Annotated in this window: 24 protein-coding genes; 17 read left to right on the forward strand and 7 right to left on the reverse strand. The window is 66.9% G+C overall.

The window, feature by feature from the left end:
- Nucleotides 1-44: 44 nt before the first annotated feature.
- The 4 genes from AC3A6J_RS22520 to AC3A6J_RS22535 all read right to left on the reverse strand — a co-directional run bounded on the left by AC3A6J_RS22520 (nt 45) and on the right by AC3A6J_RS22535 (nt 5294).
- On the reverse strand, nt 45-1628 hold the full coding sequence (locus tag AC3A6J_RS22520; protein ID WP_487862226.1) for an ABC transporter substrate-binding protein: 1584 nt from the start codon (nt 1626-1628) through the stop codon (nt 45-47).
- 31 nt (nt 1629-1659) lie between these two features.
- Nucleotides 1660-2931 (reverse strand): M20 aminoacylase family protein, encoded by a 1272-nt coding sequence (locus tag AC3A6J_RS22525; protein WP_487862227.1) that lies wholly within the window; start codon nt 2929-2931, stop codon nt 1660-1662.
- Between the two features lies 1 nt (nt 2932).
- On the reverse strand, nt 2933-3913 hold the full coding sequence (locus AC3A6J_RS22530) for an ABC transporter permease (RefSeq protein WP_487862228.1): 981 nt from the start codon (nt 3911-3913) through the stop codon (nt 2933-2935).
- A 193-nt stretch (nt 3914-4106) separates the two neighbouring features.
- Entirely contained in the window at nt 4107-5294 is a 1188-nt protein-coding gene (locus AC3A6J_RS22535; protein ID WP_487862229.1) for a porin, read from the reverse strand.
- A 282-nt stretch (nt 5295-5576) separates the two neighbouring features.
- Between AC3A6J_RS22535 and coq7 the strand changes: the two genes are divergently transcribed.
- Nucleotides 5577-6206: a 2-polyprenyl-3-methyl-6-methoxy-1,4-benzoquinone monooxygenase gene (gene coq7 / locus AC3A6J_RS22540; RefSeq protein ID WP_487862230.1), complete on the forward strand. Its 630-nt coding sequence runs from the start codon at nt 5577-5579 to the stop codon at nt 6204-6206.
- A gap of 18 nt (nt 6207-6224) precedes the next feature.
- Here the strand turns inward: coq7 and AC3A6J_RS22545 are convergent, their stop codons facing one another.
- Entirely contained in the window at nt 6225-6674 is a 450-nt protein-coding gene (locus tag AC3A6J_RS22545) for an OsmC family protein (RefSeq protein ID WP_487862304.1), read from the reverse strand.
- 307 nt (nt 6675-6981) lie between these two features.
- Here AC3A6J_RS22545 and AC3A6J_RS22550 point away from each other — a divergent pair, with 307 nt between their 5' ends.
- Nucleotides 6982-8205, forward strand: coding sequence for a porin (locus AC3A6J_RS22550; RefSeq protein ID WP_487862305.1), 1224 nt, complete (start codon nt 6982-6984; stop codon nt 8203-8205).
- 90 nt (nt 8206-8295) lie between these two features.
- Here AC3A6J_RS22550 and AC3A6J_RS22555 read toward each other — a convergent pair whose 3' ends face one another.
- Entirely contained in the window at nt 8296-9267 is a 972-nt protein-coding gene (locus AC3A6J_RS22555; RefSeq protein ID WP_487862231.1) for a hypothetical protein, read from the reverse strand.
- A gap of 231 nt (nt 9268-9498) precedes the next feature.
- Between AC3A6J_RS22555 and ilvA the strand changes: the two genes are divergently transcribed.
- A complete protein-coding gene (gene ilvA / locus AC3A6J_RS22560) occupies nt 9499-11085 on the forward strand; it encodes a threonine ammonia-lyase, biosynthetic (protein WP_487862232.1) in 1587 nt (528 codons plus the stop codon).
- Between the two features lie 21 nt (nt 11086-11106).
- On the opposite strand, the gene AC3A6J_RS22565 is transcribed toward ilvA, so the two are convergent.
- The gene (locus AC3A6J_RS22565; protein WP_487862233.1) at nt 11107-11739 is read right to left on the reverse strand and encodes a type II secretion system protein N; all 633 of its coding nucleotides are present in this window, start codon (nt 11737-11739) and stop codon (nt 11107-11109) included.
- Between the two features lie 49 nt (nt 11740-11788).
- Here AC3A6J_RS22565 and gspG point away from each other — a divergent pair, with 49 nt between their 5' ends.
- The 14 genes from gspG to AC3A6J_RS22635 all read left to right on the forward strand — a co-directional run bounded on the left by gspG (nt 11789) and on the right by AC3A6J_RS22635 (nt 26013).
- A complete protein-coding gene (gene gspG / locus AC3A6J_RS22570; RefSeq protein WP_487862234.1) occupies nt 11789-12229 on the forward strand; it encodes a type II secretion system major pseudopilin GspG in 441 nt (146 codons plus the stop codon).
- Complete coding sequence (locus tag AC3A6J_RS22575; RefSeq protein WP_487862235.1) at nt 12204-12668, forward strand: prepilin-type N-terminal cleavage/methylation domain-containing protein; 465 nt, start codon at nt 12204-12206, stop codon at nt 12666-12668. Before gspG ends, AC3A6J_RS22575 begins: the two co-directional genes overlap by 26 nt.
- Entirely contained in the window at nt 12665-13120 is a 456-nt protein-coding gene (gene gspI, locus AC3A6J_RS22580) for a type II secretion system minor pseudopilin GspI (RefSeq protein WP_487862236.1), read from the forward strand. Before AC3A6J_RS22575 ends, gspI begins: the two co-directional genes overlap by 4 nt.
- Nucleotides 13120-13815 carry a PulJ/GspJ family protein gene (locus AC3A6J_RS22585; protein WP_487862237.1) on the forward strand — a complete coding sequence of 232 codons (696 nt, stop codon included), beginning with the start codon at nt 13120-13122 and terminating at the stop codon, nt 13813-13815. The genes gspI and AC3A6J_RS22585 overlap by 1 nt, the downstream gene beginning before the upstream one ends.
- Nucleotides 13812-14813, forward strand: a complete 1002-nt coding sequence (gene gspK / locus AC3A6J_RS22590) for a type II secretion system minor pseudopilin GspK (RefSeq protein ID WP_487862238.1) — start codon at nt 13812-13814, stop codon at nt 14811-14813. The genes AC3A6J_RS22585 and gspK overlap by 4 nt, the downstream gene beginning before the upstream one ends.
- A gap of 131 nt (nt 14814-14944) precedes the next feature.
- A complete protein-coding gene (gene gspL, locus AC3A6J_RS22595; RefSeq protein WP_487862239.1) occupies nt 14945-16156 on the forward strand; it encodes a type II secretion system protein GspL in 1212 nt (403 codons plus the stop codon).
- On the forward strand, nt 16153-16686 hold the full coding sequence (locus tag AC3A6J_RS22600) for a type II secretion system protein M (protein WP_487862240.1): 534 nt from the start codon (nt 16153-16155) through the stop codon (nt 16684-16686). The genes gspL and AC3A6J_RS22600 overlap by 4 nt, the downstream gene beginning before the upstream one ends.
- Before the next feature lie 23 nt (nt 16687-16709).
- Nucleotides 16710-17510 (forward strand): type II secretion system protein N, encoded by an 801-nt coding sequence (gspN, locus tag AC3A6J_RS22605; protein ID WP_487862241.1) that lies wholly within the window; start codon nt 16710-16712, stop codon nt 17508-17510.
- Nucleotides 17511-17512: 2 nt separating this feature from the next.
- The gene (gene gspD, locus AC3A6J_RS22610; RefSeq protein WP_487862242.1) at nt 17513-19822 is read left to right on the forward strand and encodes a type II secretion system secretin GspD; all 2310 of its coding nucleotides are present in this window, start codon (nt 17513-17515) and stop codon (nt 19820-19822) included.
- 14 nt (nt 19823-19836) lie between these two features.
- Nucleotides 19837-21228 carry a GspE/PulE family protein gene (locus tag AC3A6J_RS22615; protein WP_487862243.1) on the forward strand — a complete coding sequence of 464 codons (1392 nt, stop codon included), beginning with the start codon at nt 19837-19839 and terminating at the stop codon, nt 21226-21228.
- A gap of 22 nt (nt 21229-21250) precedes the next feature.
- Nucleotides 21251-22489: a type II secretion system inner membrane protein GspF gene (gene gspF / locus AC3A6J_RS22620; protein WP_487862244.1), complete on the forward strand. Its 1239-nt coding sequence runs from the start codon at nt 21251-21253 to the stop codon at nt 22487-22489.
- A 4-nt stretch (nt 22490-22493) separates the two neighbouring features.
- Entirely contained in the window at nt 22494-23393 is a 900-nt protein-coding gene (locus AC3A6J_RS22625; RefSeq protein ID WP_487862245.1) for a 5'-nucleotidase, read from the forward strand.
- A 167-nt stretch (nt 23394-23560) separates the two neighbouring features.
- Entirely contained in the window at nt 23561-23752 is a 192-nt protein-coding gene (locus AC3A6J_RS22630) for a hypothetical protein (protein ID WP_487862246.1), read from the forward strand.
- 50 nt (nt 23753-23802) lie between these two features.
- Nucleotides 23803-26013 carry a phosphocholine-specific phospholipase C gene (locus AC3A6J_RS22635; RefSeq protein ID WP_487862306.1) on the forward strand — a complete coding sequence of 737 codons (2211 nt, stop codon included), beginning with the start codon at nt 23803-23805 and terminating at the stop codon, nt 26011-26013.
- Nucleotides 26014-26018: the final 5 nt, after the last annotated feature.

Genomic DNA, 26018 nt, shown 5'->3' on the forward strand with positions numbered 1-26018 from the left:
AGCGGGCCCATGGGGTCAGGCCACCGGGGCGCTCAGATGCCCGCTCAGGGCTTGATGCTCATCCACTTGAAGAACATGAAGTTGTCGGCGAGCTGCACCAGCTCGACCTTCTTGCTCAAGCCCCAGGCCAGCGACTGCTGGTGCAGCGGCAGGTGGCCGATGTCGTCGGAATGGACCTTGAAGGCCTGCTTGATCAAGTCGTTGCGCTTGCCCTTGTCGATTTCCGACAAGATCTGCTTGGTCAGCCCGTCCAATTGCGGGCTGCAGTACGCACCCAGGTTGAACTGCCCTGCGCCCTTGTCGTCGGGGCAGAACATCAGCGAAGCGAGCGCGTTGTGCGCGTCGTAGGTGGTCGGGGTCCATCCGAGCATGTAGAAGCTCGTGTCGCGCCGCAGGATCTTCGGGAAATAGGTTCCCTTGGTCTCGGCCGCGAGATTGATTTTCACGTTGATGCGCGCCAGGTTGGCGGCCACTGCCTGGCATATCTGGCCGTCGTTGACGTAGCGGTCGTTGGGGCAGTTCATCGTGACTTCGAAGCCCTGCGGATAGCCCGCCTCGGCCATCAGCTTCTTGGCCGCCTCGACGTCGTAGGGCATCCGCTTGTCCTGGTCCTCGGTCCAGCCGTTGATGCCGGGCCCGATCATCAGCGCGGTGGGCCGCGAGGCGCCGCGCATCACGGTGCGCTGGATGCCGGCGATGTCGATGGCCTGGTAGAAGGCCTGGCGCACGCGCTTGTCCTTGAACGGGTTCTTGCCCTTGACGTTCGAATAGAGCAGCTCGTCGCGCTTCTGGTCCATGCCCAGGAAGATGGTGCGCAGTTCGGGCCCGACGATCACGCGCGAGTTCGGGCTCGCGTTGATGCGGCCGATGTCCTGCAGCGGCACCGGCTCCATCACGTCGACCTCGCCCGAGACCAGAGCGGCCACGCGCGTGGACGGATTGGCGATCGGCGTGAAGATCACTTCCTGGACGTTGCCTTCGATCTTGCCCCAGTACTTGGCATTGCGCTCGAACACCGTGCGCACGTTGGGCTGCCGCTCGCGCACGCGGTACGGGCCGGTGCCGTTGGCCTTGAACGAGGCGGCGTTCTCGATGCCCTTGCGGCGGTCGACCGGCTGGACCGCCTTGTTCTCCTCGCACCACTTCTTGCTCATGATCGAGAACGTGGTGAGCGCGTCGGGCAGGATCGGCTGCGGGCCGGTGGTCTCGATCTCGACGGTGTGCGCGTCGACCTTGCGCACTTCCTTGATGTCGGACAGCGAGGCCTTCATGTCGGAGCCTTCGCCCTTGCCGCGCGCGATGCTGAACACCACGTCGTCGGCGGTGAACGGCGTGCCGTCATGGAACTGCACGCCCTTGCGCAGTTCGAAGCGCCAGACCGTCGGCGAACTCTGCTTCCAGCTGGTGGCGAGCAGCGGCGCCAGGCTCAAGTCCTTGTTGCGCCCCACGAGGGTTTCGTAGGCGTTGGCCGTCACGCTGAGCTGCAGCGACTCGTTGAGCGAATGCGGATCGAGCGAAAGCGCGTCTCCCTGGTTGGCGATCCGGATGGTCTGCGCACTGGCGACCAGGCTGACGGCGCCCAGGGCGCACAACACGGCGGCCGCAGCCACGTTCTTCCTGAAACTCATGGGAACACTCCTCGGGTTGGGATCAAAAATTTCAAGGCGCCGCGGTGGCGGCATCTTTCTCGGTCAACTCGCCGCGGGTGGCGGCCAGTGGCATGCCCTGCTCGATCAGGCCCGCGTGCAGCGCGGCGCCGAGCGGCAGGATCTCGTCGTTGAAGTCGTAGCGGCTGTTGTGCAGGAAGGCGCCATTTCGGGCGTCCTGGCCGATGCGCAGGTAGGCACCGGCCTTCTTCTGCAGCATGAAGGAAAAATCCTCGGCGCCCATGCTGGGCTCCATGCTGCGCTCGACGTTCGAGGCGCCGACCAGCGATTCGGCCACGTCGGCCGCGAACATCGCCTCGGGCGCGGTGTTGATGGTGGCCGGATAGATACGTTCGTACTTGATCGTGGCGGTGGCACCAAAGCCCGTGGCCACCGCGGTGCAAAGCTCGCTGAGCCGCTGCTCGACCTGCGCCTGCACGCGCGCACTGAAGGTGCGCACCGTGCCCACCAAAGTCGCCTCGCCCGGGATCACGCTCATGGCTCCGAGGTCGCCGGCCTGCACGGCGCAGATGCTGACGACCGCGGCATCGATGGGCCGCACATTGCGCGACACGATGGTTTGCGCGGCCGTGATGATGTGTGCGGCCACCACCACCGGATCGATGGTCTGGTAGGCATGCGCGCCATGCCCGCCCTTGCCCTTGATCTCGATGGTCACGCGGTCGGCGGCGGCCATCATGGCGCCCCGGTTGATGCCCACCGTGCCCGCGGGCAGGCCGGGCCAGTTGTGCATCGCATAGACCGACTGCACCGGAAAACGCTCGAAGAGGCCGTCTTCGATCATCACGCGGGCGCCAGCCAGGCCTTCTTCGCCGGGCTGGAAGATCAGCACGGCGGTGCCGTCGAAGTGGCGCGTCTCGGCCAGGTAGCGTGCCGCGCCGACCAGCATGGCGGTGTGGCCGTCGTGTCCGCAGCCGTGCATCAGGCCGTCGTGGGCCGAGCGCCAGCCGAAATCGTTGTCTTCGCGCATCGGCAAGGCGTCCATGTCGGCGCGCAGACCGATCATTCGCCCGCTCGCGGTGGAGCGGCCGCGGATGACGCCCACCACCCCGGTCTTGCCGATGCCTTCGTGGATCTCGTCCACGCCGCAGGCGCGCAGCGCCTCGCGCACGCGCCGCGAGGTGTAGACCTCTTCGAAGCCGAGTTCGGGATGGGCATGCAGGTCGCGGCGGAAGGCCTCGATCTCGGGATAGAAACTCGCAATCTGCGCGAATGCCCTGCCGGCTGCGCGCAGCCGCGGTGCGGCAGCGGTGGTCGTTGTCATCTCAATGCCCTCCCGCCTTGCCGACGCGCAGCCGCGGGTCGACCACGAAATACAGCAGGTCGACCACGAGGTTGATCACCACGAAGATCAGCGCGATGAGGCACAGGTAGGCCGCCATCACGGGCACGTCGGCGAAGGTCACGGCCTGGATGAACAAGAGCCCCATGCCGGGCCACTGGAACACCGACTCGGTGATGATCGCAAAGGCGATGAGGCCGCCGAGCTGCAGGCCGGTGATGGTCATCACCGGCACCAGCGTGTTCTTCAGTGCATGGCCGAAGTGAATGGCCCGGTTCGTGAGCCCGCGCGCCCGCGCGAACTTGATGTAGTCGGTGCGCAGCACCTCGAGCATCTCGGCGCGCACCAGCCGCATGATCAGCGTGAGCTGAAAGATCGCGAGCGTGACGGCCGGCAGGATGATGTGGTGCCAGCCGTCGGCACGGAACAGCCCGCTGGTCCACCACCCGAACTGCACCGTCTCGCCGCGTCCGAAGCTCGGGAACCAGCCCAGCGTCACGGCGAAAATCAGAATCAGCAGGATGCCGATCAGAAAGGTCGGCAGCGACACACCGAGCAGTGACACGGTCATGAACAGCTGGCTCAGGAAGGTGCCGCGGCGCAGCGCGGTGTACACGCCCATCGGAATGCCGACGAACAGCGCCAGCATGGCCGCGACCAGCGCAAGTTCGAGCGTGGCTGGAAAGCGCTCGCCGATAAGACGCGAAACCTTCGCGCCCTGGCGCAGGCTCAGGCCGAACTCGCCCTGCGCAGCATTGCCCAGAAAGCGCCAGAACTGCACGAAGAAGGGCTGGTCGAGCCCCAATGCGGCGCGCATTTCGCGGATCTGCTCGGGCTTGGCATCCTGCCCCAGCAGGAAGACGACCGGGTCGCCCACGTATTGGAAGAGAAGAAAGGCAATGAACGCGACCGCGATCATGACGATCACGGCCTGTATCAGGCGACGCAGGACAAAGGCAATCATTCAGCAAACAAAGTGAGCAGGCATGCTAGCAGTGCAAGGTGCGTGCCCGCACGGTGATTCCCCGGGGGTGCACGCCCCTGGTGCGCTTTCGCCACACTTGCGGCAAAGTGGAATTGCAATAAAAAAAGCCACCCGACTTGCGTCGAGTGGCTTTTTGAACTTTCGATCAAAGCTGGCTCAGGCCAGCCTCGAATTAGAAAGCGTGACGGATGCCGAAGTCGTAACCGGTCGAGTTCTTCGGGGTGAAGACGCCGGTGTTGATGAAGGCGGGGCCGCCGACGGTCAGAGCAGCACCGTTCTTGTTGCTGACGCGAGCGATCGTGGCGTACAGAGCCGTGCGCTTCGACAGGTTGTGCACGTAGCCGATGGCCAGCTTGTTGGCCTTCGGGTCGGCAATGCTCGGCTCGAACGGCAGTTGAACTTCGTTGAAGTCGTACTTGACGTGCGAGTAGGAAGCGCGGATCAGGCCAGCACCGACCGGCACGGTCACGCCGAGCAGGTAGCCGGTGAGGTCGGCGTCAGCAGCAGCCACGAACGGGGTCACTTCGTAGTCGACCTTGTTCTTCAGGCGCGACACTTCACCGAACAGCTTCACGGGACCGAAGTCATACGAAGCGCCAACATTCAGCGTGTTGACCTTGGTGGTCGTGCCAGCGTAGAACTGGTCGCCCACGGTGCTGGTGCCATAAGCCACAGCAACGTCCAGCGGGCCGTTGGCGTAGCCAAAGCGGCCAGCGATGTTACGGCCGGTACGCGAATTGTTCGCGACGTTCGGCGTAGCAAGGCCCGGATCGTACTTGGTCTTCTCGTGGAAGCCGTACTGCAGCTGACCGTAGAAGCCACCCAGGTTCGGCGGCAGGAAGTAGCCGATGGTGTTGCTTGCGCGGGTCGGGTGACCGAAGTCGGCGGCGGCCGTCTGGATCAGGTTGGTACCCACACCGTTGGTGCCGAACGGATCGAACACGGTGTTGTTCCAGAAGGTGGGCGTGTAGTCGCGGCCGAGGCGGACTTCACCGAAACCACCCGACAGGCTCACGGTCGAACGACGGTTGAACGTCGAAACGCCGGTAGCGCCATCGTCATTGGTGATCGGGGCTTCGAGCCAGAAGCTCGCGGCCAGGCCACCACCGAGGTCTTCCGTGCCACGGAAGCCCAGACGGCTGGAGTTGTAACCCGAGTTGGCCAGTTCACGGCGGCTGACCTTGACGCTGCCTTGGTTCACGTAGAACGGGTTCAGGAACGTAGCGCCGTTCAGGTCACGCGACGAGCTCGAATAGCTGCTGATCGAAGCGTCGACCACGCCGAACAGGGTGACGGACGACTGAGCCGAGGCAACACCGGCAACAGCCAGGGCAGCCAGAGCAACTAGAGATTTTTTCATTGCAAGTTTCTCCAAGGTTAAACATAGGGCTCCGGTGCGAAGGGCTCACCGTGACTGGCACTTTGTGCTCCCACCGGACCCCGGGCCAACCTCCTTTTGGGAAGTTGATGCTATTGCACCAGAGCCGATGCGGCAGGGCAAAACAAATCGCCCGAAATCTCCGGCACCCCCTGCGTTTCGTTGCGGGACTGCAACAAAGGTCGAAAACACCCCGGAAACTCACGATGTGAAATGAAAGCAAGCACTATCTTGCCGCCCCTGCGCCTGGGTTTAAATTGCGGCATGTCCCTTTCGCTTGATCCCGTCCTGACCACGGCCGATGCAGCGCTGCGTACCCTTTTTGCGCGCCATCGCGCCAGCCGCGCCCTTCCCACACCGGTCCAGCCGCCCGGCGAAATGACCGATTCAGAGCGCCGCGAAGCCGGCGCGCTGATGCGGGTGAACCATGTGGGTGAGGTCTGCGCCCAGGCGCTCTATACCGCCCAGGCCGCGGTGGCGCGCGATCCCGTGCTGCGGGCGCAGCTGCTCGAAGCCTCGCACGAGGAGACGGACCATCTGGCCTGGACGCGCGAGCGGCTGGACGCGCTCGGCGCCCGGCCTTCCTTGCTGAATCCGCTCTGGTACGCGGGTGCATTTGGCCTCGGGCTCGTGGCCGGACGACTCGGGGATCCACTGAGCCTCGGCTTCGTGGCGGAGACCGAGCGCCAGGTCGAAGCCCACCTGGAGAGCCACCTCGGCCGGCTGCCGGCCGCCGACAGCGCCTCGCGGGCCGTGGTCGAACAGATGAAGGTGGACGAGGCGCGGCATGCCTCGCAGGCCGTCGCCGCGGGAGCGGCCGAATTGCCCGCACCGGCCAAGGCGCTGATGCGGATGGCCTCCCGTGTCATGACCACGGTGGCGCACCGCATCTGACCCAAGGCCGCGGCCTGCTCAGGTCTCGATCAGGTCGAAACTCGTGGTGATCTCGGCCGTCTTGGCCAGCATGATGCTGGCCGAGCAGTAGGTGTCGTGGCTGAGCGCAATGGCGCGCTCGACCGCAGCGGCCGGAATGTCATTGCCGGCCACCGTGAAATGCATGTGGATCTTGGTGAAGACCTTCGGATCGGTCGGCGCGCGTTCGCTCGTGAGCTTGACGCTGCAGCGCTCCACGCGGTGGCGCCCGCGCTTGAGGATCAACACGACGTCATAGGCGGTGCAGCCGCCTGTGCCGGCGAGCACGGTCTCCATGGGGCGAGGCGCCAGGTTCTGCCCCCCGTTTTCGGGTTTGGCCGCATCCGGGGCGCCATCCATCGTCAGTACATGGCCGCTGCCGGTCTCGGCCACGAAACCCATGGCCGAACGGGTGCCGGCGTCGCCGGTCCAACTCACTGTGCATTCCATCTTCGTCGGGTCCAATCGGAACGTCAGCAGTAACGTTTGCTGACATTCGTTTGTGTGTGGGAAAAGCGTCACTGCTTGTTGCAATGCAGCAAACAGCCGATATACTTTATTTCATCGCGCACCCCGCTGTGCGCACCGGTTGTCTCCTCCACCCTTCCAATTGGTGGATTTAGCCCCGAGCCGCAAGGCCCGGGGCTTTTTTCTTGCCTGCTTGTGACGCGGCGCCCACCTCCACTCTAGTTTTTCGTTCGAAGGGCAGCTGTTCGCCTCGAAATGGCAGCTTTTCGCCTCGAAAAGGGCAGTTGCTCTGGCTGCCCTGGCTGTTGCCGGTGTTGCCTCGGCTCAGTCGTCCGTCACCCTGTTCGGCGTGGTCGACGCTTCGATCAGCAGCTATTCGAACAGCGCGAGCGATCAGCGCGATGGCTTCACGTACAACGCGTTCGGCTACCCGGTCGCGTACAACCCGGCCTTCGTGAATCGTGGCAGCGTCAAGACCAGCAGCCGCGGGCTGTCCACCGGCGCCTACAACAGCAGCCGTCTGGGTTTCCGTGGCACTGAAGACCTCGGTGGTGGCCTGGCTGCCAGCTTCTGGCTCGAAGCCCCAATCAAGAACGACGACGGTTCGGAAGGTGTCGCAACCTTCGCTCGCCGCTCCACCGTGAGCCTGTCGGGTGGTTTCGGTGAAATCCGCCTCGGCCGTGACTACGCGCCGACGTTCTGGAACCACACCGTGTTCGATCCGTTCGGTACCGTCGGCGTCGGCGCCAGCGTCATCCAGACGGCCGCCGGCTCGTTCGGCAACCCAACGCGCAACAGCAACAGCATTGGCTACTTCCTGCCGCCGAACCTGGGTGGCTTCTACGGTCAGCTGCAGTACGGCTTCCACGAGCAGACCAAGGGTGCTATCGACCCCGCGACTTTGAACAACTCGCGCACCGGCCGCTATGTCGGCACGCGCTTCGGCTATGCCAACGGTCCTCTGGACGTCGCGTTCTCCGTGGGCAGCGCGACTGTCGGTGACGACTACTACGCCGGCACGACGGACAAGCTGAACACCATGAATCTTGGTGCTTCGTACGACTTCGGCCCAGCGAAGCTCTTCGGCCAACTGTCGCGTTCCAACAAGAAGACCGATTTCGACAGCAGCTTCTTTGCCAACGCCGGCAACTTCAGCGACAGCGTTCTTCCGAACGTCGTTGCCTCGACCACCACCGACAAGCTCAACGGTTGGCTGATCGGCGTGACGGTTCCCGTGGGTGCCGGCCTGATCCGCGCTTCGTACTCGGGCGTGAAATACAAGCTGCAAAGCAACGACCCGTTCTCGAACAAGGCGGATCCCAAGGCAAACAAGCTGGCACTCGGCTACGTGCACAACCTGTCGAAGCGCACTGCGCTGTACGCAACGATTGCCCGCTTGAACAACAAGGACGGCGCCGCCCTCACGGTGGGCGGCCCGGCGTTTGTCACCAACGACATCTTCACCCCGAAGAGCTCGACCGGCTACGACTTCGGCATCCGCCACGCCTTCTGATCGCGACCTGACGCCATGCTGGCTTTCGCCAGTTCACGTCGATTCAGTGTCAAGCCGCCCTGCGCAAGCCGGGCGGCTTTTTGGCTTTCCTCAATTTGCCCGGCTGCGCCTGCTTTGCAGCAGCCCCACATTCATTTCTCCGCTCAGCACCGAAGCGTAGAAACGTTCGACCATGTTTACGCTTGTGCGCGCATTTCGCGCCAAGGTCAGCATGTCGATGCCTTGTCCATAGAGCAACCGCAACGTGATCGCGGTGTGACGCAAGCAATAGAGCGTCCTCGATTGGCCCAGTGGTCCCTTCTCGAGGCCTTTGACCTTGAGGGCCCAATGGAACAAAAAGTTGAGCACCGCCAATGCGTGCTCACGGTTCTTCAGGTGCGGCATGAAGATGTAGTCATCGGGCGCCGCAGTGCCCTCCTTGCGCCGGCGGGCAAGCAGACATTCGTAAACCCGTACTGCGGGACGCAAGCTCACGATGGGCTGACTGTGCCGCTTGGTTTCCGGCAGGTTCATGCGCAGATAGACATGCTTGCCGCGTACGACCTCGATGTGCTTGTGCTTCATGAGCTTGATGTCGCTCGGACGCACGAAGGTATTGACCATCCAGCGAATCAGCCACGGCAGTTCCTCCGGCATGACGAGCAACTCCCGTGCAATCCAGAAACGATCGCCCGCGCCGAGCTCGTCGAGCACGGGATGCGGCAGCCCACGCAACTTGCGCGCAGCGGCAACCACCGCGCGGTACTCCGCCACGCTGAAGCTGCCACGCGGCTGACTGCGCACCTTGACCTTTGGAAACAGCGGTGCCGCGCGAAGCACACCCGTGCTCACGCCATGCACCACGACCTTCCGCAACAGCACGAGGTACTGCGCAATCGTCGTGCTCGTGAAGCCTTGCTCGCCGAGGTGATCGATCAGGCGTTGTGCATCCGCCGTCGAGAAGTCTTGCGCGCGCACCGAACCCAACAGCGGAAGGATGTGGGCATTCAATCTGTTGCCCATCACCTGCCAGGTGGGACGTCCGATTTCGCCTCGCTGCACACGCGCGGCTTCTGCTTGCATTAACCCTCTAGAAAGGTCACTGACAAGAACTGATAACAAATTTTGCTCATCTGTTAACCGAACGGCGGACGTATGGATCGCGGGATAGGCTCGTTCAAAAAAACCTGAATCGTTAGCGGCAGAGGCTCTAAAAGAGATATTTATGACATTTGTGTCCATGTCATATCCGTAAGCAATCTCGATGCCTCTTATGATGATGCGTTATCAATTTAGAACTCCCGTGGAAATAACGTGCGCGATGTACCTGCGGCGCTGACGCCCGCCGACTATCTCAGAAAAATCCTGAATGCCCGCGTTTACGATGTAGCAGTCGAGTCTGCACTCGAGAAAGCCAACGCACTCAGTGAGAGGCTCGACAACACGGTGTTGCTCAAGCGCGAAGACCAGCAACCGGTCTTCAGCTTCAAGCTGCGCGGTGCCTACAACAAGATGGCGAACCTCACGCCAGAGCAGCTTGCGCGCGGCGTGATCTGTGCGTCGGCCGGCAACCATGCACAAGGCGTGGCGCTGGGGGCGCGCAAGCTCGGCACGCGTGCGATGGTGGTGATGCCCGTCACCACGCCGCGTCTCAAGATAGATGCAGTGCGTGGCTTCGGCGGCGAAGTGGTGTTGCATGGCGACAGCTATTCCGACGCCTATCTGCATGCGCTCGAACTGCAGGCGCAGCAAAATCTCACCTTCGTGCATCCCTTCGACGATCCCGATGTGATCGCGGGACAGGGCACGATCGCGATGGAGATCCTGCGCCAGCACCAGGGCAGACTCGACGCCGTGTTCGTTGCGATCGGCGGCGGCGGCCTGATCTCTGGCGTGGCCAACTACATCAAGGCATTGCGTCCCGAGATCAAGGTGATCGGCGTGCAGATGAACGATTCCGACGCAATGATGCAATCGGTCGCGGCGCACCAGCGCGTGAGCCTGCCCGACGTCGGGCTGTTCTCGGACGGCACGGCGGTCAAGCTCGTGGGCGAGGAAACCTTCCGCATCGCAAGCAACCTCGTCGACGACTACATCGCGGTCGACACCGATGCCGTGTGCGCCGCCATCAAGGACATCTTCGTCGACACGCGCAGCATCGTCGAGCCGGCCGGTGCACTCGCGGTGGCGGCAATCAAGCAGTACGTGGCCGAACAGGGCCGCCACGGCGAGACCTATGCGGCGATCCTGTGCGGCGCCAACATGAACTTCGACCGGCTGCGCTTCGTGGCCGAGCGCGCCGAGGTCGGCGAAGAGCGCGAGGCGCTGTTCGCCGTCACGATTCCCGAAGAGCGCGGCAGCTTCCGCCGGTTCTGCGAACTCGTCGGAGAAATGCCGGCTGGCGCGTCGCCGCAAACAGGTTCAGCCGGCGGCACGCTGCGCAACGTGACGGAGTTCAACTACCGCATCAGCGATGCCGCGAAGGCCCATGTGTTCGTGGGGCTGACGACGTCCACGCGCGGCGAGTCGGCCACGATCGCGCAGACCTTCAATGCCCACGGATTCGACGCGCTCGACCTCACGCACGACGAACTCGCAAAGGAACACCTGCGGCACATGGTGGGCGGCCGCACCGGCCTCGCGCACGACGAGCGCCTGCTGCGTTTCATCTTTCCGGAGCGACCGGGCGCGCTGCTCAAGTTTCTGAGCCTGATGCGGCCGAACTGGAACATCAGCCTGTTCCACTACCGCAACCAGGGCGCCGACTACGGCCGCATCCTCGTGGGCCTGCAGGTGCCGGCGAGCGACGCCGCGGCGTTCGAAGCGTTCCTCGAAACGCTGGGCTATCCCTGGGTGGAAGAAACCGCGAACCCTGCGTACCGCCTGTTCCTGCAGGCCTGAGCCAGTCGCCGGTCCGGTCGGCTATTGCGCGGGCTGTTGCTGTTGTTGCTGCCCAGGCGGCGGCGCCATGACCGCCGGCATGGTAGCGGGCAGCAGACCCACCGGCGCCTGTTCCGGCGATGCTGGCTGGACTGGCGGTGTTTGCGCCATCGGCAAACCTGCCGGCGCAGGCGGAATCACTGCTGGAGCGCTTCCGACGGCGATCGGCGCACGCACGGGCAGTTGCAGCGTGAACGCCGCCGGCCCGTCCGCCTGCGCGCCGAGCGTCGCGGCACGCACATCCACCGACTGCAGCACGTAGCTGTCGCCGACGCGCGAACCGACGCGGAACGGGCGCGGCGGCTTGCCGTCGATCGAGATGAGGGCAGCACCCTGATTGGACGGATCCGCCACCACGCCCGAAAGTGCGAAGCGGCTCGCCGCCGCGGGGGCCTCGGGCGCCATCTGCTCCGCCGGAAGCGCACCGAACAGCCGTGCGATCGCATCGGCGTCGGCAGAGACCGCCGCACGCGGCAGGGTCGCCGCTGCGGCCACGGGTTCGGCCGGGCTCGCGAGCCGGAGTCCCCAGAACACGGCCGCGCCAGCGGCCAATGCCCAGAGGCCCGTAGTGGCGACCGGAGCATGCCAGCGCGCAGCGGAATAGGGACTTGTCATGGCCGCGGATTATCATGCAGCGGGCCTTCCGAAACATGTTCTTCCCGATATGAAAAAAATCCTTCACGAGACCATCCGCACCGCCCAACGCGGCTTCACGCTGATCGAGCTGATGGTGGTGCTGGTCATCATCGGCGTGCTGGCCGCGCTGATCGTGCCGAACGTGATCGAGCGGGCCGATGATGCCCGCGTGACCGCCGCCCGCACCGACATCAACAACCTGATGCAGGCGCTGAAGCTCTACCGCCTCGACAACCAGCGCTATCCCACGGCCGAACAGGGCCTGCAATCGCTGCTCGTGCGGCCCACGGCCGGCCCCGCGGCACCGAACTGGAAGCCTTATGTCGAGAAGCTGCCGAACGATCCCTGGGGCCATTCCTATCAGTACATGAATCCGGGCATCAAGGGCGAGATCGACGTGCTCTCCCTCGGTGCCGATGGCCAGGCCGGCGGCGAGGGCAAGAATGCCGACATCGGCAGCTGGCAATAGGCGCCGCAGCGGCTTCACGCTGCTCGAGCTCATCGTGGTGATCGCCATCATCGCGGTCGCCACGGCAGGCGTGAGCTTCGCGATGCGCGACAGCAGCGCTGCCCAGCTCGACCGCGAAGCCGACCGGCTGGCCGCGCTGCTCGAGTCGGCCCGCGCCCAGTCGCGCGCGAGCGGCGTCGCGGTGCGCTGGCGCCTCGTCGAGGGCGGCAATTTCGTGTTCGAGGGCCTGCCGCCCGATGCGCTGCCCGGCGGCTGGATCACCAGCGGCATCAGCGCCCGGGCCGCGCTGGCGAACGGTGCTCCCATCGCTGCGGTTCAACTGGGGCCCGATCCGATCATCGCGGCCCAGCAGATCCTGCTGCAGGCCGAAGGACCGCCAGCGCGCTCGCTGCGCATTGCGACGGACGGCCTGCGCCCCTTCACGGTGTCCACGCCATGAGCGCCGCGCCGGGCCGCCCCCGAGCAAGCTCGCTCGCGCCTGGCGGGAAGGCGCGCAGCGCCAAGGGTGCACCATTGACCCCCGCGCGGCGCGCCCGCCACTGTTGCGGATTCACGCTGATCGAAGTGTTGATCGCACTCGGCATCGTCGCGCTGGCGCTCGCGGCGGGTTCACAGGCCACGATGTCGCTCACGCGCAATGCCCAGCGCCAATCCGACCTGCTGCTGGCCGACATCTGTGCCGAGAACGAACTCGCCAAGGTGCGGCTCGCGCGGCAGATGCCGCCAGTGGGCGATTCGGGTTCGATCTGCGTGCAGGCCGGCGTCTCGTTCAACGTCACCACCGCCACCATCGCCACGCTCAATCCGAACTTCCGGCGCGTCGACGTGCAGGTGCGCGACGAGGCCGATGCGCCAGTGCTGCGCGTCTCGACCGTGGTGGGCCGCTTCTGATGTCCGACCGTTTCGCGCGCCGACAAGGCCCTTGCGGCTTCACGCTGATCGAACTGCTGGTGGCCATCGCGGTCATGGCGCTGCTGGCGCTCGTGAGCTGGCGCGGGCTCGACGGCATGTCGCGCGCCACCACCCTGAACCAGCAGCGTGCCGATGCGGTGCTCACGCTGCAAACCACACTGGCGCAATGGAGCGCCGACCTCGACGCGGTCACCGCGCTCGCGCAGACGCGCCCCATCGACTGGAACGGCCGCGTGCTCCGGCTCACGCGTCGCGGCGGCGACGAGGCCGCACCCGTGGTGCTGGTGGTGGCCTGGACGCTGCGCAGCGGCGCCGACGGCACGCGCTGGCGACGCTGGCAATCGCCGCCTTTCTCCACACGCGGCGAGTGGCAGCAGGCCTGGAACATGGCGGCCTCGTGGGCGCAGGATGGTGGCGCGGCGGCCGGCGGCGAGGTTGCGCTCATGCCGGTCGACAGCTGGCAGCTCTACTACTTTCGCGAGAACGTCTGGGCGCCCGCCGGCGCGCTCCCAACCGCTCCACCCACCCCATCCAACCCTGCCAATCCGCTGCGCGCCACGGTGAACATGCCGGACGGCGTGCGCCTGGTGCTCAACCTCTCGCCGGGCGACGGGCTCGCGGGCATGCTCACGCGCGACTGGGTCAAGCCCACCGTGGGAGCGCCAAGGTCATGAGCACATCGCCCAGGCTCGCGCGCCCTCGGCAGCAGCGTGGCGCCGCACTGCTCGCGGCCATGCTCACCGTGATGCTCGTCGCGACCTTCTCGGCCGCGGCGCTGTGGCAGCAATGGCGCGCCTCCGAGGTCGAGGCCGCCGAGCGTGGCCGCGTGCAAGCCGCATGGGTGCTGGTCGGCGCGCTCGACTGGTCGCGCCTCATCCTGCGCGAAGACGGCATGACTGGCGGCCCCGATCACCTGGCCGAGCCCTGGGCTGTGCCCCTCGCCGAGGCGCGGCTCACGAGCTTTCTGTCGGCCGAGAAGAACGTGGCAAGCGACAACCTCGAAGGACTGCCCGACGCCTTTCTTTCGGGCCGCATCGTCGATGCGCAGTCCAAGCTCAACATCCTGTCGCTGGTCGACGGCAACAAGCCGGTGCCGGCCAGCGTCGCGACCTTCACCAAACTGTTCAACATCCTCGGCCTGCCGGCCTCCGAACTCAGCGCAATGACTGCCTCGCTGCTGCGCACGATGGCCACCGCCTCCGATGCGGCAGGCGACGGTGCCGGCGGCGGCGCGGCACCGTTGATGCCGCAGGAAATGTCGCAGCTCGTATGGCTCGGCCTTTCGCCCTCGACAGTGGCCGCGCTCGAGCCCTACGTCACCGTGCTGCCGGTGCGCACGCCGCTCAACATCAACACCGCGAGTGCCGAGGCCATCAGCGCCAGCCTGCCATCGCTGAGCATCAGCGACGCGCGCCAGGTGGTCGAGAAGCGCACACTCGCGTTCTTTCGGCAGATCACCGATGCCAACCGCGCGCTGCCGAATGGTGGTTCGCAGTTCAATGCCGCCCAGCACAGCGTGAGCACCCAGTTCTTCGAGGTCTACGGCCGGCTGCGCATCGACCGCACCTGGGTCGACGAGCGTTCGCTGCTGCAGCGCGACGGCATCACCGTCAAGACCATTTGGCGCCACCGCGGTGCCGGCCTTGCCGCGACGCCGCCGGCCAAAACCTGAGGCGGGTTTTTCATCGATTCTCTTGCATTGATTAATCTTCCAACGCGCGCCGCACCTGGGTTACTAGCTATCGAAAAAATAGCGCTTTCAGGACGCCCGACCCTACAATCACCCGCCCTTCCGAATTCGAAATGACACCGCTGCTGCTCATTGCCCCCCTCGCCCCGGCGGATGCCGCGGGCGAGTACGACTGGGCCCAGGCGGGCGATGACGGCATCGCATTGCGCAACCATGGCCGCGCACTGCGCGCGCTGCTGCCTGCCGGCGCCGAAGTCACGCTCGGCGTTCCCGCCGCAGCGCTTTCGTGGCATCGCGTCACGCTGCCCAAGGGCAGCATGGGAAGCGCATCCAAACTGCGCGCGGTACTCGACGGCCTGCTCGAAGAGCGCCTGCTCGATGAACCCGAAGCCCTGCACTTCGCGCTCGAGCCCGAGGCCAAGGCCGGCGTGCCGGTCTGGGTCGCGGCCTGCAACCGCATCTGGCTGCGCACGCTCGTGCAGGGCCTCGAATCCGCAGGCCGGCGCGTGGTGCGCATCGTTCCCGAATTCACGCCGCAGCCGCCCGATGCCCCGCCACTGCTGCAGGTCACCGGCGAGGCCGACGCACCGATGCTCACCGTGTGCGACGCCGACGGCGTGGTCTCGCTGCCGCTCGCGGGCGCCGGCCTCGCGCTCTCGGGCACCGTCCCGCTCGACACGGCCGTGATCACCGCCGAGCCCGCCGTCGCAGAAGCTGCCGAGCATCTGCTCGAGCGCCGGCTGCCGATCGTGCAGGCGCCGCAGCGCTGGCTCCAGGCTGCGCGCTCGCCTTGGGAGCTCGCGCAGTTCGACCTCGCCGCCACCGGCCGCGCACGCGCCGGCAAGAAATTCGCGTCGCTGCTCCAGACGCTGCGCCACGCGCCCGAATTTCGCGCCGCGCGCTGGGGCGCCGCTGCGCTGCTGCTGGTCCAGTTGATCGGCCTCAACGCCTGGGCCTGGAAGGAGCGGCAGGCGCTCGACGCCAAGCGCCAGGCCGTGAACACCATGCTGACCCAGACCTTCCCGTCCGTGAAACTCGTGGTCGACGCACCGTTGCAGATGGCGCGCGAGGTCGCGGCCCTGCAGCAGGCCGTGGGCGACGTCGCCGGCAGCGATCTCGAACCGATGATCGGCGCGCTCGCGGGCAACCTGCCGCCGGGCCGCATTCCCACCGCCATCGACTTCAGTGCCGGCCAGCTGCGCCTGCGCGGCCTGGCGCTGCAGCCGTCCGAACTCACGCGCCTGTCGGGCACCCTGGGCCCACGCGGCTACAGCGTACGCGCCGAAGGCGATCTCCTGCTGGTGCAGGCCGAGGGGACGCGATGAACGCCAGCGAACAACTCCGCGCGCGGTGGGCCGCACTCGAACAGCGCGAGCGGCGCATGGTGGCCATCGCGGCTGCGCTCGTCGCGCTGGCGCTGCTGTGGTGGATCGCCCTGGCCCCCGCGCTGCGCACCTTGGCGGCAGCGCGCACCGAGCACGCGAAGCTCGACGCACAGCTGCAACAGATGGCGAGCCTGCAGGCGCGTGCCAAGGCACTGCAGGCTCAGCCGCGCCTCACGCGCGACGACGCGCTGCGCGCGCTCGAAACCTCCGTGCGCCAGAGCCTCGGCGGCAATGCCCAGCTCATGACCGCGAGCGGCGACGGGGCAGCCACGATCACGCTGCGCGCCGCACCCGCCGATGCTGTCGCGCAGTGGCTCACGCAGGCGCGTGGCAATGCCCATGCGGTGCCGCGCGAAGCCCATCTCACGCGCGCTGCCGCCGCGCCGCCGGCCGCCGGCAAGAATGAACCCGCGACTCCGGCCGTGCGCTGGGAAGGCACCTTCGTGATGGCGCTGCCCGCCGCCCGATGAGCCAGGCTTGGTGAACCGATCGCATGCTGAAGCGCTCTCCACTTTCTGAACCGGCGCCGCGACGCGGCTGGCGCTGGGCCCTGCTCGGCCTCGTGATCGGCGCGCTGGTCGCGCTCGTGCTGTTCGCGCCCGCACGCTGGCTCGCCGCGGGGCTGTCGAACTGGAGCCAAGGCCGTCTGCTGCTGGTCAATGCACGTGGCACGGTCTGGAACGGCACCGCGGCCGTGGTGCTCGCAAGTGGCGCGGGCGGCGCCGAAGCGGTTTCGCTGCCTGGCCTGCTCAACTGGCGCATGCGCCCGGGCTGGGGCGGCCTGTCCGCCGCGCTCGACCTGCCCTGCTGCGCCGCCCGGCCGCTGCAGCTCAGGGCCAGCCCGCGCACCAACGGCCTGCAGCTCCAATGGGGCGACGGCAGCTCGCGCTGGCCTGCGAGCCTTCTGACCGGGCTCGGCGCACCGTGGAACACGCTCAGGCTCGAAGGCACGCTCGACCTCTCCACGCGCGGGCTCGCCATGCAGTGGGACGGGCTGGTGCTGCGCATTGCCGGCCAGGCCACGCTCGATGCCACCGACGTTTCATCAAGCCTGTCTACCCTCAAGCCGATGGGCAGCTACCGGATCACGCTCGAGGGCGGCAACCGGCCCACGCTGCTGCTGAACACGCGCGAAGGCAGCCTGCAGCTCAACGGCAGCGGCAGCTGGAACGGCACGGCCTTCCGCTTCAACGGCGAAGCGAGCGCTGCTGCGGGGCGCGAAGACGCGCTCTCCAATTTGTTGAACATCATCGGACGCCGCGACAACGCGCGTTCGATCATCACCCTGGGTTGACCATGAAGAAGCCTCCGACCACGCTCGGCATCGTTGCACTCGCCGCGCAGATGCTGATCGCTGCCACCCTCGTGCAGGCCGTGCCGCCCGCCTTCGCGCAGGCGACCGGCGGCGCGCCGCGGCGCGGCGAACCCATCACGCTCAATTTCGCGAACGCCGACATCGAGGCCGTGGCGCGCACCATGGCGGTGGTCACGGGCCGCGACGTGGTGGTCGACCCGCGCGTCAAGGGCACGATGAACCTCGTCACCGACCGCGCCATCGCACCGGCGGCGGCGTTCAACCAGTTCGCCTCGGCGCTGCGCCTGCAGGGCTTCGCGATCGTTGAGGCCGAAGGGCTCTACAAGATCGTGCCCGAGGCCGAAGCCAAGCTGCAGACCCAGAGCGTCAGCACCGCCACGCCCGGCGCCTCGGTGGCCGACAGCCAGATCGTCACGCAGATCTTCAGGCTTAACCACGAATCGCCGAACAGCCTGCTGCCGGTGCTGCGGCCGTTGATTCCGCCTAACAACACGATCAACGTGAACCCGGGCAACAACTCGCTCGTGATCACCGACTACGCGGGCAACATGCGCCGGCTCGCGCGCATCATTGCGGCGCTCGACGTGCCCGACGCGTCCGACATCGAAGTGATTCCGCTCAAGCATTCGATCGCCACCGACATGCTGCCGCTGATCACGCGGCTGGTCGACGGCAGCGGCTCGGGTGCACCGGGCGCCGCTGCGCCGGGCAGGGCTGATACCTCGTTCCGCACCACGCTGCTGGCCGATCCGCGCAGCAACTCGCTCATCCTGCGCGCGGCGAATCGCGCCCGGACGGCGCTGGTGCGCACGCTGGTCGAGAAGCTCGACCGCCCGCCGGCCGAAAGCAGCAACGGCGCGGCCGGCAACATCTACGTGGTCTACCTGAAGAATGCCGACGCGGTGCGCCTCGCGGCCACGCTGCGTGCAGCCATGGCCGCCAACCAGATGCCCGGCATGCCCGGCGCCCCGGGCGCTGCCGGCGGGGCCGCGAGCACACCGCAGGCGCAAGCGAACATGCCGCAGGCCATGTCCATGTCGGTCGGCCTCAATGGCCAGAGCGGTTCGCCGGCCGCCAACGCGCCGCTCAACAATGCCAACCAACCCTCGACCGGCGGCCAGATCCAGGCCGACCCGTCGACCAACTCGCTGATCATCACCGCGCCCGAGCCGCAGTACCGACAGATGCGCGCGGTGATCGACAAGCTAGACGGCCGGCGCGCGCAGGTCATGATCGAGGCGCTGATCGTCGAGGTCAGCGCCGACAAGGCCGCCAACTTCGGCGTGCAGTGGCAGAGCGCGCTCGGCAACAACGCGGTCATCGGCACCAATTCGAGCCTGGCCAGCGCCAACATCCTCGCGCTCACGCAGGCGCTGGCCACGCGCGACGTGGCCAACATCCGGCCGTCGTCGGGCCTGAACCTCGGCATCGCCGGCAAGATCGGCGGGCAGTACATCCTCGGGGCCATCGCGAACTTCTTCAACAGCGACGGCGACGCCAACGTGCTCTCGACGCCCAACCTGCTCACGCTCGACAACGAAGAGGCCAAGATCGTCATCGGCCAGAACGTGCCCTTCGTCACGGGCCAGTACGCGAGCACCTCGGGCTCGGTGGGCATCAACCCGTTCACCACGGTCGAGCGCAAGGACGTGGGCCTCACGCTGCGCGTGCGCCCGACGATCAACGAGAACGGCACCGTGAAGATGACCATCTTCCAGGAGATTTCCACGGTCGCCGGAAACACCATCAACAACCCCAACGGCCCCACCACCAACAAGCGCGCGATCGAATCGAGCGTGCTGGTCGAAGACGGCGGCCTCATCATGCTCGGCGGACTGCTGTCGGACGACTACAGAAACACGATCGAGAAGGTGCCGTTGGCAGGCGACATCCCGGTGTTCGGCAACCTGTTCAAGAACGAGGTTCGTTCGCGCGTCAAGAGCAACCTCATGATGTTCCTGCGGCCGGTGGTCATGCGCGACGGGGCATCGAGCGAAGCGTTCGCCTACGACCGCTACGACGAGATCCGCGGCATGCAACAGCGCGCCCAGCCCAGCACCGACAACATCATGCTGCGCGGCGTCGACGCCGCGCCCGTGCTGCCCGAGGCGCCGCTGCCGCGCGCGGCGGCTCGCCAGAGCGAGAGCGGCAACCGCAGCGACCGCATGATGGGCACGCAGCTCATTCCCCCGCCCGCCCCGCCGTCAGACACCCGCACCCTGCGCCCCAGCCCGCTGCGCGGCGCACTGCCGCCCACGGCCGATCCGAGCACCGCGCGGGAACTGCCCTGAAGCCGACCACCGCCATGCGCCATCCCCTGCCCTACGCGTTCGCCCGCAGCCAGCAACTGCTGCTCGAGGAAACCGACGACGGCCGCTACACGCTCTGGATGTCGCGCCTGCCTTCGCGCAGCGCGCTCGGCGAGGTCACGCGCAAGTACGGCGTGCATGCCTTCGAGGTGCTCGACCCCGGCCCGCTCGCACAGCGCATCAGCGCCGCCTACGCGCAGGGCGAATCGAGCGCCGCCGCGGTGGTGAGCGAAGTGCAGAGCGACGCCGATCTCTCGCGCATGATGCAGGAGCTGCCCGCGGTCGAAGACCTGCTCGAGAGCGCGGGCGACGCGCCGATCATCCGCATGCTCAACGCCCTGCTCACGCAGGCCGCACGCGACGGCGCGAGCGACATCCACATCGAGCCGTACGAGCGCACCTCGTCCGTGCGCTTTCGCATCGACGGCACGCTGCGCGAGGTGGTTCAGCCCAACCGCGCGCTGCATGCGGCGCTGATCTCGCGCCTGAAGATCATGGCCGACCTCGACATCTCCGAGAAGCGGCTGCCGCAGGACGGCCGCATCTCGCTGCGCATCGGCACGCGCGCGGTCGACGTGCGCGTCTCCACGCTGCCGAGCGCGCACGGCGAACGCGCAGTGCTGCGGCTGCTCGACAAGACCGAATCCAAGCTCACGCTCGAATCGGTCGGCATGCAGGGCGACACGCTCGATCGCTTCGAGCGGCTCATTGCGCAGCCGCACGGCATCATCCTCGTCACCGGCCCCACGGGCTCGGGCAAGACCACCACGCTGTACGCGGCGCTGGCGCGGCTCGACGCCGGGCGCAGCAACATCATGACGGTCGAAGACCCGATCGAATACGAACTGCCGGGCGTGGGCCAGACGCAGATCAACGCCAAGATCGAACTCACCTTCGCCAAGGCCCTGCGCGCGATCCTGCGGCAGGACCCCGACGTGATCATGATCGGCGAGATCCGCGACTTCGAGACCGCGCAGATCGCCATCCAGGCCTCGCTCACCGGCCACCTCGTGCTCGCGACACTGCACACCAACGATTCGGTCAGCGCCGTCACGCGCCTGACCGACATGGGCGTGGAGCCCTTCCTGCTGAGCTCGTCGCTGCTCGGCGTGCTCGCGCAGCGCCTCGTGCGCAAGCTCTGCACCACCTGCGCAGGTACCGGCTGCGACGTCTGCGGCCAGACCGGCTACCAGGGCCGCACCGGCATCTTCGAGCTGCTCGTGGCCAACGACGAAGTGCAGGCGCTCATCCACGGCAAGGCCGCCGAGAGCCAGCTCTTCGAGGCCGGCACGCGCGGCGGGTTGCGCTCGATGCGCGACGACGGCGAACGGCTGGTCGAGACCGGCATCACCTCGCGCGCCGAGCTGCTGCGCGTGACGCGCGAATAACCGCCGCCACGCCGCGTCCGCCATGCCCGCCTATTCCTTCGAAGCCATCGATGCTGCCGGCCAGTCGCGCGAAGGCGTGCTCGAGGCCGACACCGCGCGCAGCGCGCGCAGCATGCTGCGTGCGCAGTCGCTCATCCCGCTGTCGGTCAAGCCGGTCGGCGGCGAGGCGCTCGATGCCAATGGCCGGCCGAGCGGCCTCGGGCGCTGGCTCGGCGGCGGCAAGCGCGTCTTCAATTCCACCGGCCTCGCGGTCTGGACGCGCCAGCTCGCTGGCCTCGTCTCCTCGGGCCTCCCGCTCGAACGCGCGCTGACCGCGCTCACCGACGAAGCCGAGACCGAGCCGCAGCGGAACCTCGTCGCATCGCTGCGCGCCGAGGTCAATGCGGGTTCCCCGTTCGCACGCGCCCTGTCCGCACATCCGCGCGAGTTCTCGCCCATCTACACGGCCGTGATCGGCGCGGGCGAGCAGAGCGGCAATCTCGGCCTCGTGCTCGACCGGCTTGCCGACGACCTCGAGGAACGGCAAGCGCTGCAGCAGAAGCTCGTCGGCGCGGCGCTCTATCCGGCCATCGTCACGCTGGTGGCGATCGTGATCGTGATCTTTCTCGTGAGCTATGTGGTGCCGCAGGTGGCGCAGGTGTTCGCGGGCACCAAGCGCTCATTGCCTTTTCTCACCACCGTGATGCTCTCGCTGAGCGCCGCCGTGCGCAGCTACGGATGGTGGATGCTCGGCGGCGTGGTGCTGGCCACCATCGCCGTGCGCATCGCCTTGGCGCAGGAAGCCTTTCGTCTGAAGTTCGATGCGGCGTGGCTCAACCTGCCGCTGGTCGGCAAGCTCGCCCGCGGCTACAACGCCGCGCGCTTCGCCAGCACACTCGCCATGCTCGCGACCGCGGGGGTGCCGATCCTGCGCGCGCTGCAGGCCGCCGCCGAAACGCTGAGCAACCGCGCCATGCGCGCCGATGCGCTCGACGCGCTGGTGCTGGTGCGCGAAGGCGCACCGCTCGCGTCGGCCCTGGCGCAAAAGAAGCGCTTCCCCGGCCTGGTCTCGATGTTCGCGCGGCTCGGCGAACAGACCGGCACGCTGCCCCTGATGCTGCAGCGCGCCGCCAACCAGCTCGGTGCCGAGGTGCAGCGCCGCGCCATGCACCTGGCCACCATCCTCGAGCCGCTGCTGATCGTGGCGATGGGTGGCGTGGTCATGCTGATCGTGCTCGCGGTGATGCTGCCTATCATCCAGCTCAACCAGTTCGTCAAGTAGCGCCATGCCCGTCACCCTCGAAGACAAGCTCGTGGTCGCGATCTCCTCGCGCGCCCTGTTCAACCTCGAAGAAGAAAACCTGGTTTTCGAATCGGGCGACGACACGGGCTACATGAAGCTGCAGCTCGAGCGGCTCGACGTGCCGGCCGCACCCGGCATCGCGTACTCGCTGATCCGCAAGCTGCTGCGCTTCAACGACGACGGTGTCCAGCGCGTCGAGGTCGTGATCCTGTCGCGCAACGACCCGGTCTCGGGCATGCGCATCTTCCGCTCCAGCGCGGCGGCCGAGATCAAGCTGCAGCGCGGCGTGTTCACCCAAGGCCGCCCGCCTTTCGGCTACCTGCGGCCGCTGCGCGCGCACCTGTTCCTGTCGGTCAATGCGCAGGACGTGCGCGAGGCGCTCGGCGCGGGCTTTCCGGCCGCGCGGGTGCTGGTCGAGTCGGTCAAGGCCAGCGATGCCTGGCCCAACGAAGTGCGCATCGCCTTCGACGGCGACGCCGTGCTGTTCTCTGACGAAGCCGAGCGCGTGTTCCAGTCCGAAGGCCTCGACGCCTTCCAGGCGCATGAACTCAGCAAGGCCGATCTGCCGCTGCCCGAAGGGCCGTTCAAGCCGCTGCTCATGGCGCTGCACCGCCTGCAGCTGGCGGGCAATGCGCAGATGCGCATCCGCACCGCGCTCGTCACCGCCCGCAGCGCCCCTGCGCACGAGCGCGCGATCCGCACGCTCATGAACTGGAACATCCGCGTCGACGAAGCGATGTTCCTCGGCGGCCTGCCGAAGGGCGAATTCCTGCGCGAGTTCGAGCCCGACTTCTTCTTCGACGACCAGACCGGCCACGTCGATGCCGCGGCACGCCACGTGCCCGCGGGCCACGTGTCGAGCGGCATCAGCAACGAAAAGTAGGGGCCTGCCCCCGAACGCCCGAACGCGCCGGCCTGCGCCCGCGCTGGCTTTGTCACGGCCGATTCACCGTGACGTCATGGCTTCGCCCTAGTCTTTGACGCTGTCCGCGCAACGTCCTTGCGCGGGCGCTTTTTTTTGTGCGAACCGACACGAGCCAAAGGAACCCCATGCAGCGTCCACGCCCACTTCATTTGCCGCGCCTCGTTCCGGCGCTCTTCCTGGCCTGCCTGCTGTGCGCCTGTGGTGGCGGCAACGGCGGCGGCGGCGGCTTCTTCGGCGGCCTGCCCGTGGTGGGCAATCCGGAACCCACGCCCACTCCGCCGGCCACGCCCGAGCCGGTGATGCGCTGCGCCCCTTGAGTGCGCCTGGAATCGATCAAGAACAACGCCCAGGACGCACCCCGATGACCATGCCTTCTCGCCGCAAATTCCTGACCGGCACCGCCACCACCGGTGCCGCCGCGCTCGCGCTCTCGGCCTTTCCGCCGAGCATCCGCCGCGCCCTCGCCATTCCCGCCAGCAACAAGACCGGCACTCTCAAGGACGTCGAGCACATCGTCATCCTCATGCAGGAGAACCGCTCGTTCGACCAGTACTTCGGCACGCTCATGGGCGTGCGCGGCTTCGGCGACCGCTTCACCATTCCGCTGCCCGAAGGGCGCGGCGTCTGGCAGCAGCTCGACGATGCAGGCAAGGAAGTGCTGCCCTATCACCTCGACGATTCGAAGGGCAATGCCCAGCGCGTGACCGGTACGCCGCACAGCTGGAGCGACGGCCAGGATGCATGGGCCGGCGGACGCATGCACGAGTGGGTCAAGTACAAGAAAACCGACACGGCGCCTTTCACGCAATCGATGGGATACCTCCGGGAGGCGGAACTGCCGTTCCAGTTCGCACTGGCCAATGCCTTCACGCTGTGCGACGCCTACCACTGCAGCATGCACACCGGCACCAACTCGAACCGCATGTTCCACTGGACCGGCACCAACGGCCCCACGGGCGCGGGCGTGGCCACGGTGAACAACGAGTGGGACTCGATCGACAGCTCGGCCACGGGCTACGAATGGAAGACCTACCCCGAACGCCTGCAGGAGGCCAAGGTCAGCTGGATCGTCTACCAGAACATGCCCGAGAACTTCGGCGACAACCCGCTCGCGGGCTTCAAGCAATACCGCCTGGCCAACGAGGCTTCGGGCAAGCCCGTCAGCAACAGTTCGAGCATTGCCTCGCCGGTGTACGACCCGGCCAGCGACGACGCCAGCAATCCGCTCTACAAGGGCATTGCCAACACCATGGGCGACGGCGGCTTCCTCGAACAGTTCCGTCAGGACATCAAAGGCGGCAAGCTGCCGCAGGTCTCGTGGCTCATCGCGCCCGCCACCTACTCCGAGCACCCGGGACCGTCGAGCCCGGTGCAGGGCGCCTGGTACATCCAGGAAACGCTCGACGCGCTCACCGCCGTGCCCGAGGTGTGGAGCAAGACGGTGCTGTTGATCAACTTCGACGAGAACGACGGCTACTTCGACCACTACCCCTCGCCGGCCGCGCCCTCGATCAACCCCGACGGCACACCCGCAGGCAAGACCACGCTGCCGATCGAGGTGCTTGCGCCCGAGTACTTCAACCATCCGAAGCCGCCGGGCACCAGCAGCCAGCCCGCGCCCGACGGCCGCGTGTACGGCCCCGGCCCGCGTGTGCCGATGTACGTGATCTCGCCCTGGAGCCGCGGCGGCTGGGTCAATTCGCAGGCCTTCGACCACACCTCGGTGCTGCGCTTCATCGAGGCGCGCTTCGGCGTGCAGGAGCCGAACATCAGCGCGTTCCGCCGCGCGGTGTGCGGCGACCTCACGAGCGCCTTCAACTTCGCCACCCCGAACGACGAGCCGCTGCCCGCGCTCGCCGGCCGCACCACGCGCAACGCGGCCGACCAGTTGCGCAGCGACCAGGAAAAGCTCGCACAGGTGCCGCTGCCGCTCGACCCGCAACGCCCGCGCCAGGCGAGCGGCACAAGGCCTTCGCGGGCACTCCCCTACGAGCTGCACACCAGTGCGCGCAGCGACGTGGTCGCCGGCACGGTGCGGCTGGTGTTCGCCAACACCGGCACCGCCGCTGCCGTGTTCCACGTCTACGACAAGCTGCACCTCGACCGCCTGCCGCGCCGCTTCATGGTCGAGGCCGGCAAGACACTCGATGACGCGTGGAATGCGATGGCCGACGACAGCGGCTTCTACGACCTCTGGGTGCTCGGGCCCAACGGCTTCCATCGCCACTTCAAGGGCGACCTGGGCCGCGTGCGCGCCGGGGGCGCCGCCCTGCCCGAAGTGCGCGTGTGCTACGACATCGCGAACGGCAACGTGTACCTCGAGATGCTGAACGGCGGCGGCAGCCCCGCAAAGTTCACGGTGCGCGCCAAGGCCTACCGCGACGATGGTCCGTGGACGGCCACGGTGCAAGGCGGCAGCAAGGCCGAGCTGCACTGGGATCTGGCGTCGAGCGGCGCCTGGTACGACTTCGTCGTGACATGCGATACCGATCCCGGCTGGCAGCGCCGGTTCGCGGGTCGCGTGGAAACCGGCCGCCACACGGTCAGCGACCCGGCCATGGGCATGGGCGACCTGTGAGGCGC

The sequence above is a fragment of the Variovorax sp. Soil_C_39 genome, from assembly GCF_057656815.1.

What these genes read in the sequence shown, in the direction of transcription:
- gspF (WP_487862244.1), top strand. Translation starts at nt 21,251, where the DNA reads ATGCCCGCCTATTCCTTCGAAGCCATCGATGCTGCCGGCCAGTCGCGC.
- AC3A6J_RS22535 (WP_487862229.1), bottom strand. Translation starts at nt 5,294, where the DNA reads ATGAAAAAATCTCTAGTTGCTCTGGCTGCCCTGGCTGTTGCCGGTGTT.
- AC3A6J_RS22625 (WP_487862245.1), top strand. Translation starts at nt 22,494, where the DNA reads ATGCCCGTCACCCTCGAAGACAAGCTCGTGGTCGCGATCTCCTCGCGC.
- AC3A6J_RS22615 (WP_487862243.1), top strand. Translation starts at nt 19,837, where the DNA reads ATGCGCCATCCCCTGCCCTACGCGTTCGCCCGCAGCCAGCAACTGCTG.
- AC3A6J_RS22630 (WP_487862246.1), top strand. Translation starts at nt 23,561, where the DNA reads ATGCAGCGTCCACGCCCACTTCATTTGCCGCGCCTCGTTCCGGCGCTC.
- AC3A6J_RS22600 (WP_487862240.1), top strand. Translation starts at nt 16,153, where the DNA reads ATGAACGCCAGCGAACAACTCCGCGCGCGGTGGGCCGCACTCGAACAG.
- gspI (WP_487862236.1), top strand. Translation starts at nt 12,665, where the DNA reads ATGAGCGCCGCGCCGGGCCGCCCCCGAGCAAGCTCGCTCGCGCCTGGC.
- AC3A6J_RS22585 (WP_487862237.1), top strand. Translation starts at nt 13,120, where the DNA reads ATGTCCGACCGTTTCGCGCGCCGACAAGGCCCTTGCGGCTTCACGCTG.
- AC3A6J_RS22525 (WP_487862227.1), bottom strand. Translation starts at nt 2,931, where the DNA reads ATGACAACGACCACCGCTGCCGCACCGCGGCTGCGCGCAGCCGGCAGG.
- AC3A6J_RS22520 (WP_487862226.1), bottom strand. Translation starts at nt 1,628, where the DNA reads ATGAGTTTCAGGAAGAACGTGGCTGCGGCCGCCGTGTTGTGCGCCCTG.
- coq7 (WP_487862230.1), top strand. Translation starts at nt 5,577, where the DNA reads ATGTCCCTTTCGCTTGATCCCGTCCTGACCACGGCCGATGCAGCGCTG.
- gspG (WP_487862234.1), top strand. Translation starts at nt 11,789, where the DNA reads ATGAAAAAAATCCTTCACGAGACCATCCGCACCGCCCAACGCGGCTTC.
- AC3A6J_RS22555 (WP_487862231.1), bottom strand. Translation starts at nt 9,267, where the DNA reads ATGCAAGCAGAAGCCGCGCGTGTGCAGCGAGGCGAAATCGGACGTCCC.
- AC3A6J_RS22635 (WP_487862306.1), top strand. Translation starts at nt 23,803, where the DNA reads ATGCCTTCTCGCCGCAAATTCCTGACCGGCACCGCCACCACCGGTGCC.
- gspD (WP_487862242.1), top strand. Translation starts at nt 17,513, where the DNA reads ATGAAGAAGCCTCCGACCACGCTCGGCATCGTTGCACTCGCCGCGCAG.
- AC3A6J_RS22575 (WP_487862235.1), top strand. Translation starts at nt 12,204, where the DNA reads ATGCCGACATCGGCAGCTGGCAATAGGCGCCGCAGCGGCTTCACGCTG.
- AC3A6J_RS22530 (WP_487862228.1), bottom strand. Translation starts at nt 3,913, where the DNA reads ATGATTGCCTTTGTCCTGCGTCGCCTGATACAGGCCGTGATCGTCATG.
- gspK (WP_487862238.1), top strand. Translation starts at nt 13,812, where the DNA reads ATGAGCACATCGCCCAGGCTCGCGCGCCCTCGGCAGCAGCGTGGCGCC.
- gspN (WP_487862241.1), top strand. Translation starts at nt 16,710, where the DNA reads ATGCTGAAGCGCTCTCCACTTTCTGAACCGGCGCCGCGACGCGGCTGG.
- AC3A6J_RS22565 (WP_487862233.1), bottom strand. Translation starts at nt 11,739, where the DNA reads ATGACAAGTCCCTATTCCGCTGCGCGCTGGCATGCTCCGGTCGCCACT.
- AC3A6J_RS22545 (WP_487862304.1), bottom strand. Translation starts at nt 6,674, where the DNA reads ATGGAATGCACAGTGAGTTGGACCGGCGACGCCGGCACCCGTTCGGCC.
- gspL (WP_487862239.1), top strand. Translation starts at nt 14,945, where the DNA reads ATGACACCGCTGCTGCTCATTGCCCCCCTCGCCCCGGCGGATGCCGCG.